The organism is Candidatus Competibacter denitrificans Run_A_D11 (genome assembly GCF_001051235.1).
Lineage (GTDB): Bacteria > Pseudomonadota > Gammaproteobacteria > Competibacterales > Competibacteraceae > Competibacter_A > Competibacter_A denitrificans.
The window spans coordinates 1-6972 of the sequence record NZ_CBTJ020000060.1 but is presented as its reverse complement, the minus strand read 5'-3'; the positions used below and the strand labels follow the sequence as shown (position 1 = coordinate 6972).

The 6972-nt window shown below is 58.3% G+C and carries 6 protein-coding genes; 1 reads left to right on the top strand and 5 read right to left on the bottom strand.

Annotation, left to right across the window (positions count from 1 at the left end; translation table 11 throughout):
* From BN873_RS12830 to BN873_RS12820, 3 genes are all read right to left on the bottom strand, one after another.
* Nucleotides 1–838 (bottom strand): alcohol dehydrogenase catalytic domain-containing protein (locus tag BN873_RS12830; RefSeq protein ID WP_048674290.1); only part of this gene is annotated, 838 nt, incomplete at its 3' end.
* A 48-nt stretch (nucleotides 839–886) separates the two neighbouring features.
* Nucleotides 887–1546, bottom strand: a complete 660-nt coding sequence (can, locus tag BN873_RS12825; protein WP_048674288.1) for a carbonate dehydratase — start codon at nucleotides 1544–1546, stop codon at nucleotides 887–889.
* Nucleotides 1547–1562: 16 nt separating this feature from the next.
* The gene (locus BN873_RS12820; RefSeq protein WP_048674286.1) at nucleotides 1563–1928 is read right to left on the bottom strand and encodes an HPF/RaiA family ribosome-associated protein; all 366 of its coding nucleotides are present in this window, start codon (nucleotides 1926–1928) and stop codon (nucleotides 1563–1565) included.
* Nucleotides 1929–2025: 97 nt separating this feature from the next.
* Here BN873_RS12820 and nhaR point away from each other — a divergent pair, with 97 nt between their 5' ends.
* Nucleotides 2026–2949 (top strand): transcriptional activator NhaR, encoded by a 924-nt coding sequence (nhaR, locus tag BN873_RS12815; protein ID WP_242434434.1) that lies wholly within the window; start codon nucleotides 2026–2028, stop codon nucleotides 2947–2949.
* Between the two features lie 62 nt (nucleotides 2950–3011).
* On the opposite strand, the gene ppc is transcribed toward nhaR, so the two are convergent.
* Together ppc and BN873_RS12805 are read right to left on the bottom strand one after the other, a co-directional pair.
* The gene (ppc, locus tag BN873_RS12810) at nucleotides 3012–5840 is read right to left on the bottom strand and encodes a phosphoenolpyruvate carboxylase (RefSeq protein WP_048674284.1); all 2829 of its coding nucleotides are present in this window, start codon (nucleotides 5838–5840) and stop codon (nucleotides 3012–3014) included.
* 328 nt (nucleotides 5841–6168) lie between these two features.
* On the bottom strand, nucleotides 6169–6972 hold an 804-nt coding region (locus tag BN873_RS12805), incomplete at its 5' end, for a CBS domain-containing protein (RefSeq protein ID WP_048674283.1).

Sequence of the window (6972 nt, the reverse complement as noted above, 5' to 3'; positions counted from 1 at the left end):
GCACCCCTTTCAGCCACTTGGCGTAGCCGACGTTATCCTTCCAGTGCGGCAACATGCCCCAATGGTCGAATTCGTTGCGGTTGATGCAGCCTTTCGCGCCCAACTTCATGCAGTAGTCAAACTTATCCTCGCCGGAAACGATAGCGATGGGAATCGCGCCTGCCGCCTTGACGATTTGGATGGCCATCGAACCCAGACCGCCCGCGCCGCCCCAAATCAGCACGACATCATCTTTCTTGACGGCGTTCGCCCCCCAGCCGTGCAGCATCCGCCAGGCAGTAGCCGCAACCAATGTATAAGCAGCAGCTTCTTCCCAGTTCATGTGCTTGGGCTTGGGCATACACTGCTGGGCCTGCACCTTGGTAAATTGAGCGAAACTGCCCCAGTTGGTTTCATAACCCCAGATACGATAGGTCGGCGAGTACATCGGGTCACCGCCATTCTTGACCCACTCACAGTCGCGGCTGTAGCGTCCGCAATGAATCACTACTTCGTCGCCGACTTTCAGGCCAGTTACATCCTTGCCGACTTTATAGACAATGCCGGAGGCGTCGCTGCCACCAATATGGAATTCTTCCTTCTCCCCGGCCTTGTTACGCGCACCGATCACATTGACCGGAATCCCTAAGCCCGCCCAGACGTTGTTGTAATTGATGCCCGCCGCCATCACGTACACCAGTACTTCGTCATCGGCGATGGGCGGCACGTCCACCACTTCTTGTTGGAACGCTTCAGTTGGAACGCCAAAGCGCTCTGGGCGAATCAACCAAGCGTGCATTTTTTGGGGAACGATGCCTAACGGAGGTTGTTCCCCAAGGTTGTAGAGTTCTTTCGCCATGTTCTTATCCTTTTAAGTGGGGGTGTTGTGGGTGGCTTGAGACAAATCTCACTCGGTATAACGCGCCCACACACCGGCAACCGCTAGTGCAATCGCGTCAGTCAGCATCGCGCCGCTATCGATGGAGGTCTGAAGGTCTTGGAGGCGACCGTCTGCCAAGCCGTAAACCCAACCGTGCAGCATCAAGGGCTGTCCCCGCTTCCAGGCATCGGCTACCAGCGTCGTGCGGGCGACGTTGCGCGTTTGCTCAATGACGTTTAACTCGCACAGCGCCCGCCACCGCGTGTCCGTATCCTCCAACGCATCCAGCAACTCCGCGTGCCGGTCGCGCACATCCTGAATATGGCGCAACCAGTTATCGATCAGCCCAAAGGATGCCCCATCTAGAGCCGCCTTAACGCCACCGCAGCCGTAATGACCGCAGACGATGATGTGCTGGACCTTCAGCACCTCAATGGCGTATTGCATGACCGACAGACAGTTGAGGTCGGTATGCACCACCACATTGGCGACGTTGCGATGGACAAACACCTCGCCCGGCTTCAGGCCAGTAATTTGATTGGCGGGTACCCGGCTGTCCGAGCAGCCAATCCATAGGTAATTGGGGGCCTGAATCGATTCTAAATCGGCGAAAAAGTGAGGATTAACAGCAGTCGTTTCCTTAGCCCAACGCGCGTTGGCGGCGAATAGCTCCGGTAGGTACTTCATCGAGCTTCTCCAGGATTCAGTGTAAATTCAGGTTATTAGTCAGCGTTGCTGTTGTGAGCGGCGATAGATGCTGACGGTAATCGCGTTGCCGTTCCAATCGCCGCGCCACCGAACGACCTGCCCGGTCAGCGGCCCGGTCGATGGCGACGTACAAATCAGCCTCGGTATCATCGACAACCAAGTTCGGCGCACCCGCAAAATTAATCTGGATTCGGCAACGCTTGTCCTCGCCGCCACGCGGGCCGTTCTCGTCCGACAGGCGAACTGCGACGTATAGCAACCGCTCATCCGCCCAGCCGAAGGCAAATTGCAGCCGCCGCTCGACATATTCGCGCACCTCATCGGTCAGCACGATACCACTGGCCCGGATATGGATATTCATCACGTCGTTCCTTTAGGATCAAAGACAAATGGCAGTCTAAGGGGTAGCGAAACATCCAACAATCTGAATAATATTGCTGGATAGTTCGACTTTTTCGATGGATTGGAATCCTGTGGCCAGCCTCAACTTCAAGCATCTACACTATTTCTGGATGGTGGCCCGGTCGGGCAGCATCGCCAGCGCCAGCAAGCACCTACACCTGACGCCGCAATCCATCAGCAGTCAGTTGAGCGAACTGGAAGGCCGGTTGGGAGTGGAGCTGTTTCGCCGCGTGGGGCGGGGGCTAGAACTGACCGAGACGGGGCAGCGCATCTTCAGTTATGCCGATGAGATTTTTGCGCTCGGCGACGAACTGCTGGAAGTGGCGTTAGACCAGACGGTGCGTAAGAGTTTGCCGTTTCGGGTCGGCATCGCCAACTCGGTGCCGAAATCGTTGGCTTATCGGGTGGTGGAACCGGCGTTACGCATGGCGGAACCGGTGCGGCTGCTGTGTCGGGAAGGCCGCCTGGCTCCGCTGTTGGCCGAGATGGCGGTGCATCATCTCGATTTGGTCATCGCCGACCAACCGATGCCCAACCATCTCAACGTGCGCGGCTACAGCCACTTTCTAGGCGAGAGCGATTTGACGGTGTTCGCCGCACCCCAGTTGGCGCAGTCCTTGGCAGGCGACTTTCCGGTATCGCTGAATCGGGCACCGTTTCTGCTGCCGGGCGACGATGTGGCATTGCGGCCCGACCTGCTGCGCTGGTTTGAAGCCCAGCGTTTGTATCCGCACATCGTCGGCGAATTTGAGGACAGCGCCTTACTCAAGGCGTTCGGTCAGGCGGGCGCGGGCTTATTTGTAGCTCCTACGGCGATTGCCGATTATGTGACCCAGCAATACACCGTGCAGGCTATCGGACGGATTGAAGCAGTCACCGAGCGCCTTTACGCCATCACCACTGAGCGACGGTTACTGCATCCCGCCATCGTGGCGGTGGTGCAGGCCACCCAGCGCGAGTTTTTTGGGAAATCGGCGTGAGCCGAGGGTACGCATCCCCACTGTACCCCCTCTGGTGTCGGTCAATGAGCAGCGACCACTGCTCAACCGGTGTTCCGCATTCCCGCCGCCAAAGCGTTGATGGATCGCAGCAAGGGCCGTAACCATTTCTCCGCCTCTGGCGAGTCTGCACCCTGATCCCGAAGCGCCTGGCGATAACGCAGTAATAAGGTCACCTGAATATGATTGAGCGGGTCTAGATACGGATTACGCCGTTCTAATGACTTGGCAAGGGTTGGGTTTTCTTCGAGCAGGGTCGAGATTTGCGCCACTGCCATAATCTCATAACAGGTTTGTTCATACTCCGTCCGAAACTGCTGATAAATACGCTTTTCAGCATCGGCATTGTGGCAAAGCCGAGCATACTCACGGGCGATGTTGACATCGACTTTATTCAGCGACATTTGGCTATTGTCGAGTAGCGCACGGAAGAAAGGCCATTCGCGGTAAAGCATTTGCAGGGTCTCTAACCGCTGAGGATCGTCGCCGCGCCAACGCGCTAAGGCAGTGCCAATCCCGTACCAACCGGGCAAAGTATGCCGCGACAAGCCCCAGCCAAACATCCAAGGAATCGCCCGTACCGAATACTTGGAGCGGTCACCATGAGCGCGATGCGAAGGCCGCGAACCCAGATTGAGCAGCGCAATTTCGCCAAGCGGTGTCGCCTCATAAAAGTAGTCCATAAAACCCGGCGTCTGCTCGGTCAATTCCCGGTACGCCGCTTCGCCGTGCCGGGCCAACTCGGCCATCACCGCCGCCGCTTCCGGCGGCTCTGGCGGAACTGTCTGCACCAGATGCCGACTGGCTTTCATCAGTCCAGTAATGCCAAGGGTTAGCTCATAAACCGCTGTTTCCACATTCTGATACTTAAACGACAGCACCTCGCCCTGTTCGGTGATTTTGATTCGGCCCTTCACCGTGCCTGTGGGCTGAGACAAGATGGAGTCGTGAGTCGGACCGCCGCCGCGCCCCACTGTGCCGCCACGACCGTGGAACAGGCGGCAACCAAAGCCGCGTGCTGCGGTCAGCGCCACCGCTCGCTGTTGGGCTTGATACAGCCCCCAGTTCGAGGCCAGGATGCCGCCGTCCTTGCAGGAATCAGAATAGCCGACCATGACATCCTGAACGCCGCCCGCTGCCGCCAGCAAGGCTTGATACGTCGGCTGATCCAGCAACCGACTCAGCAGAATTTCAACCCGATTCAAGTCAGCAATGGTCTCGAACAGCGGCGCAACCCGCAGCGCACAATGCCAACTGCCATCGGCGCGACGCCCTGCCAAGCCCGCGAAACTGCCCAGAAATAACACTTCCAGGATATGGCTGGCCTCGTGGGTCATGGAGATGACGTAATTATCGAACGCACACGGGCTGATTTCTTCCCGTAATTGCGCCATCACTTGAAACACGTCTAAGGTCTCGCGGGTGGCCGAACTTAAACTATCGCAATACAACAGCGGCGTACCAGGCTTGGCCAGCAGTTCGCTGAGGACGGCCAGCCGCTGTTCCTCCGACAGGGCGGCATAGTCCGGCAGGTTAGGCGCAACCGCGAAAATCTCTGTCACCGCCGCTGTGTGTCGGCCCGACTCTTGGCGCACATCCAGCGCGGTCAGATAAAAACCGAAGGTCTCTGCCAGCCGGATGAGATCGGTCAGTTCGCCGTCAGCGACGGCGCGGTCGCCGTGCGCGATTAAGGAATCACGGATCAGATACAAATCATCCAGAAACGCTTGCTCGGATGCGTATCCCCAGAAGGGCGTTGGCACCGCTTCAGGATGGCCCTCGGCACGGGCGCGGGCGCGGTCGTGGTTGTGGCGCAGACGGTGATAAATCAAAAACAGCTTGCGCCGATACGGTTCCTGCGCGTACTGGCGGGGCGCATCGGCGAACAGGGCGCTCATCTGTTCCGCATCTGCTTCCAGACGGGCGGCGAATACGGGTGAGGGCATGTCCAGCGAGCTGGAATAGGTCAGGTGCCGGTTCAGTTCCTCGATCCGGCGCAGATATTCGCGCAGGATTTCCTGTGCTTGCAGGCGCAACGCCAGGGCGGTGGTTTCCGGCGTGACGAACGGGTTGCCGTCGCGGTCACCACCAATCCACGATCCGAAGCGCAACAGACAGGGAATACGGATTCCAGTCTTCCCGCCGACATCGCCGTATACGGCGTTCAGTGCCCGCTCCAAATTGCGATAGAGCGTCGGTAAGGCTTGGAAGATGGACTCGCGGAAGTAATACAGGCCATTTTTGATTTCATCACGCACCTGTGGCTTGAAGCTGCGCACCTCGTCGGTTTTCCACAGGATTTGAATCTGACTTTGCAATTCTTCCACTACCTCGGCGCGCTGATAGCGGTTGAGCGCCGGATTGTCGAGCTTACCGTTAGTCACAAACACCCGCCGTTGCGCCCCTAACAAGACGCGGCGCTTGGCCTCAGTCGGATGTGCGGTAAATACCGGTGTAAAGCACAGTTGATCGAGCAGGGTCTGCAACCGTCTGGCATCGACGCCATCAGCCCGCAATACGCGCAACGTCTCATCAAACGAACCGCGCCATAATGCTTTGCCGCGTCGAACCTGCTCACGGCGCAACTGGTGCTGAAAATTTTCTTCGGCGATGTTGGCGAGATTGAAATAGGCGTTAAACGCCCGCACCACGTGATTGAGCATCTCTGGATTGAGAGCGGCAATGAATCGCAGTAGTCGTTCGCGGATGTCGGGTGCAAGATCGGATTGACTGCGCAATTCAATGAAGCCCTGGCGCAGAGTTTCAACGGCATCGAGTACGTTGCGACCCTCGCGGTCGCGCAGCGTTTGGCCCAATAACTGGCCCAGCAGTTTAACGCGGTCGCGTAGCGGCTTGTCAGAGGGGGTCGGCATGGGGAGCGCTCCGGTGGTTTCGGGTCGAGATCTCATTCATAATTGACCACGGCAGATGGTTTTGTTTCATCTACAGGCTACCGTGCAAATTTCCTGCGACCAATATGAGACGTTGGCGGCGTGGCACTATTGGCTCATCCAGCCAAGGCAGGCGCTAACGCCAACTGTTCCATAGGTCTATTGGATTGCTGAGCCGTACACTGACTAAAGTCTCTAAAGCTATAAAAATCAGGGGCACCGATTGGCACCCCTGGAGGACTCATCCATAACACTCCGGCCCTACGCTCCAACGAAGCGCGAGCCGGGGTTTAGCTGGCAGCGTAGACGCTTATTCGCCGATCACCTTGCGCACCACGTCAGTCATCGAGATGACGCCGGTGGGCTGGTCGTTCTCGGTCACGATCAGGCGATGCATCCGCCGACCGGTCATCAGGCTAACCGCTTCGCTCAACAGAATATTGGCGTCACAGGTGGCGCAGCCGGGGGTCATGATGTCGCCCGCTTTCATCGCCCGCGCTTCTTCGGAGGTGCGGCCTTGCCGCGCCAGCACCATGTCGGTCTGCGACACCACACCGACCGCCTTACCGCCGTCCATCACGACCACCGCGTGGATTTCGTTATCCACCATAATCTTGGCGACCTGACCGACGGTATCGCCCGGTGCGCAGGCGATGATGCCGCGATGCATGAGGTCTTTAACCTGGGTGCCATCATCGGCGATCTTGATGGCTTCGGCTTCAGCGATGCCGGGCAGCGGCGCGGACATCGGGTACGGGTGCGGGGTCGTGTGCACGTCGCCCTTCGGGAGTGTGGGGTGTTCGATCTTGACCGGCGGCTTGCCGCTGGCGCCTAAACCGAATTCGGTGGCGCCGATGAGGACAGCCATATTGCCGTGCGGATGCTTGTTGTCGTGCATCAGTTGGTGGGCAACGGGCAAGTCGGCATAGGTGAAGGCCCGCGACAGGCAGGGATCGAGCAGGCCACGCACCGCCAGTTCGTTCATCTGATAGGACTGTTCGGCGTTAGCGAAGTGGGAGCCTTGCAGCCGCTTCTGGCGCATCCACAAATAGCGCAGATCGACGGTGGCGTTGTAGCCGGTCGTGCCCGCGCAAACGACGACCATGCCGCCGGT